Genomic DNA, 3329 nt, shown 5'->3' on the forward strand with positions numbered 1-3329 from the left:
CCTGAATGCGGAATCGCTGCCAGCCGTCCATGATGTTGAGTGCATCGAGCCGCCCGTTGTCCAGGTCAATGTGGAATGCACCCACCACTCGTCCGGTGTTGTCCAATCGCTCCAACACATATGTGTCGAACTGTTCACGGGATAACTTTTTCCCACGGGGAAACATTCCGGTGAATCGTGCAGGCGGTTCGCCTTCAGCTTTGCGGATGTAATTGCGCAGGCGGCTGGCGGTCTGAAGGAACTCCAGATGTTCTTCCGCCAGGAAGTAGGTAGAACTGCCGCCCTCCGTGACATGGAAGACCGCAAAGCGGCGAGCGGCTTCTCGAGCTTTTCGCTCCTCCTGATCCTCCTGCCAGATTTCAGCGCTGATGCGTTCATACTCTCGCTGGGGAAGCTGGTTGCACATCTCGTCGATGACATCCTCCAGGTGTTCTTCCAGCGTTTCATCTTTCAGATGCTTGCTCAGCGCATCGTACCAACGCTGGTCAATCCAGAGGGTGATATCCTTGCTGTTCACTGTGTCACCTCCATGTCCTCTACGGGCTGGGGCACGACAGGTTTGGGGCTGCGCCGAGATCTGGTGGGAGCAGACGTGTCGGTCTCGTCGATGTACTCACGCACAGGGGCAGGGACATACTTTTCGTAGAGTTTTACCAGGGCATCCGTCATCTCACGCTCCAGCTCCAGATCTCGCTTGCTCATGTAGCGTTTCAGGGCGGAGAGTTTTTCCTCGTCAAAAGAAATGGTCAGGTTCACTTGTTTCATTGGGCACCTCCTCAGTCATAGTTGATATAGGGAATCTCCAGCCAGTGTGTCCATCCTCTGCCTTCCAGCTGGGTCTTCACCACACCGCATTGAGTGTTCATGGCTTCGATGACATAACCGTCGCCAATGTACACACCGATGTGTCCGTTCTGCCAGACTGCCAGACCAGGTGTGTCCGGCATGGTATCGATGGGACCAGACACAGAGGCGGAGTAGAACATTTGGTTGGCGCCCAGATCGGGCATACCGTTGGTGGCATAGCCGATGGTAAGTGTCTCTGGGTCGAGCCAGCCGTAGCCTTTGATCATACCCACGCAGTCGGTAGTCCGACCGCCCAGCCAGTTGGAACGAATGAAGTCTGCGTAGGTACCAACACCGTCGGGGTACTGTTCCTGCTTGTAGGCGAAGAGGGAATCGGTGAGGACGTTGCCGTAGGTTCCCCACACATAACCCCAGCCGGACTCCCAGGCGTGAATGGCATAGAGAGCCAGGTCTGCCGCATTCTTGGTGGAGGGATCGGTGAAGGTGGAGATGTCCAGCTCGACACTGGTTCCATCCCCACGGAGATACTCACCGTTGTAGCTGCCACCGCCAGCAGTTCCAGCCACCGAGGTGTAGACGTGGTTGATGTTGTTTCTGTCATCCTCTGTGATGTCTCTGCCCAGATGAGCTTCCAGATGGGTGTATGCCTGGTAGAGAGAAAGGGGCACGTTGACGGTGTAGGTCTCCTCCTCGGTGGAGACGGTGCCGTCCTCTTGCTCTATCTCCACGGTGCGGGTTCTGGTTTCTGTGGTGTAGAAGCATGCCACGAAGCTGTCCGCTTCGCTTTGGGATGGAGCATCCTCACCAAAGCAGAGAGCATAAAAAACGGCCTTGACTCGCAATGGGTCAAGGCCGTTGCCGCTCTCCATCTGCTCATTGGCAGAGGCCACCGCTGAATCCAGAAGGGAGAAGGCGGAACGCATATCCTCAATGGAGTGGCGAAACTCCGCAGGCACTTCAGCAGAGAGTGTGCTGCCGTAGAAGCACGCTTCCACTGAGGCGTTGTTGTGTTCGGCACCGCCAGAGCCAATGGAGCAGAGCAGGGCGATCAAAAGAATGACAGGGGAGAAGACCGCAACCAGCACCCAGCCAAACCCTTTTCGAGTTTTCTCGTTGGTGAGCAGCGTGGCAGCGGCTTTAGAAATTGCGGAAACAGTAATAGCTATGGAGTACACCTCCTATTCTTTACAAAATGAATATATTGTGGTATTACGTTTAAATAATATTGATTGCTTGCATCTTTCGTTGTTGCGTCCATTGCGTTCTGGTATCCGCTCGATGCCGTTTCTCTCATGCTTGCGTTTGCAAGTTGCGTGTTATGTTACATCGACAAGGGGGAAACTAATATGAGCAGCAGAATTAATGCGGTGAGCCAGGGGATCTGCGGGACGGAGCGGCCAAGTTCTGGGAGCCTGAATGTATGGGAATACCGCAGCACGAAAGTGTAGGGTTGGATCTCTCTTGGGGTTCAATTCTATGCTTGCACGTCTTTTGTGGGTCTGTTATACTTAATTCGTTATACAGAAACCCTGACTGGTGAGGAGGTAGTGATATGAGAAAATTTGCTGTCATGCTATACCCCGACTTTTCCTTGCAAGAGATTACCTGTCTAACATCTGCACTGACTATCTGGTTCGACCAATCTATTGACTACATTGCAAGCGAGAACAAAGAGTACCTTAGCGAAGAAGGTTTGCGTGTTTTACCAACCAAAACTACCGCAGATGCAAACATTACAGACTATGATTGCGTCATTCTTCCCGGTACCATCAACCCACTGGCTGCCTTGTTTGACGAAACCTTGATTGACTTTTTGAGAAGTGGAGCGAACACTTCTGTTGTATTTGCGGCAATTTCCTCCTCCCCGGCCCTGTTGTCCAAAGCAGGTATTCTAGACGACAAGAAGTTCACCGCTGGGTATTTCATGCAATTGGCAGATACTTTTCCCTTTATCCAGAAGGAAAACTTTGTACACAAAGCTGTGGTGGAGGACGGCAACGTCATTACTGCAATCGGAATGTTTTTCCGTGAGTTTGCGGCATCTGTACTCAACCGGTTTGATTTCCACGTTGGCAACAAATTTATGCGAGATGATCCGGCCGATTACACAGAAGAGCAACTGACCTTTTATTGGTCTGAAAACGATTATCAGGAATTTTTAGATGAACTCAAGCAATACTCTATGTAACAGACCATGAATTACGCCCTGATGCAACCACAAAGGTAATGGCATCTATACTATTTGGATGCTGCAATTAAAAAGGCAGAGGTTTCTTTTGAAGCCTCTGTCTTTTTATCGTCCACCTGCCGATCCAAAGAGCTTCTCCTTGTAGGCCGGGGCATGGACTTCCAAAAGGTATCGCTCGTTGCCACACTTGTACAGGCAGACACCCCGCTGGGGAAACTTGATGAGATTGTACTCGGCTTCCTCCAGTTGGAGCATATCCATGTAGGAGCGCTTGTCGATGGAGCCTGCGTTGAAGAGAAACTGATGGGGCGGGATGCTGAACAAGGGCTTGGTC

Annotated in this window: 3 protein-coding genes and 2 pseudogenes; 1 reads left to right on the forward strand and 4 read right to left on the reverse strand. The window is 51.7% G+C overall.

All coding sequences use genetic code 11. The features are described from left to right. From H9X86_RS11700 to H9X86_RS11710, 3 genes and pseudogenes are all read right to left on the reverse strand, one after another. Positions 1-517, reverse strand: a pseudogene (locus H9X86_RS11700) (hypothetical protein); the annotation flags it as partial. Then, a complete protein-coding gene (locus H9X86_RS11705; protein WP_204871840.1) occupies positions 514-765 on the reverse strand; it encodes a DUF6103 family protein in 252 nt (83 codons plus the stop codon). The pseudogene H9X86_RS11700 and the gene H9X86_RS11705, both read right to left, overlap by 4 nt. Positions 766-776: 11 nt before the next feature. Continuing rightward, positions 777-1982 carry a hypothetical protein gene (locus tag H9X86_RS11710; protein WP_346011471.1) on the reverse strand — a complete coding sequence of 402 codons (1206 nt, stop codon included), beginning with the start codon at positions 1980-1982 and terminating at the stop codon, positions 777-779. Between the two features lie 377 nt (positions 1983-2359). Between H9X86_RS11710 and H9X86_RS11715 the strand changes: the two genes are divergently transcribed. Then, positions 2360-2995: a DJ-1/PfpI family protein gene (locus tag H9X86_RS11715; protein WP_204871837.1), complete on the forward strand. Its 636-nt coding sequence runs from the start codon at positions 2360-2362 to the stop codon at positions 2993-2995. A 105-nt stretch (positions 2996-3100) separates the two neighbouring features. Here the strand turns inward: H9X86_RS11715 and H9X86_RS11720 are convergent. After that, positions 3101-3329 (reverse strand): annotated as a pseudogene (locus H9X86_RS11720) (type VI secretion protein); the annotation flags it as partial.

This window comes from Pseudoflavonifractor capillosus (assembly GCF_016902575.1).
GTDB classification, from domain to species: Bacteria; Bacillota; Clostridia; order Oscillospirales; family Oscillospiraceae; genus Enterenecus; species Enterenecus capillosus_A.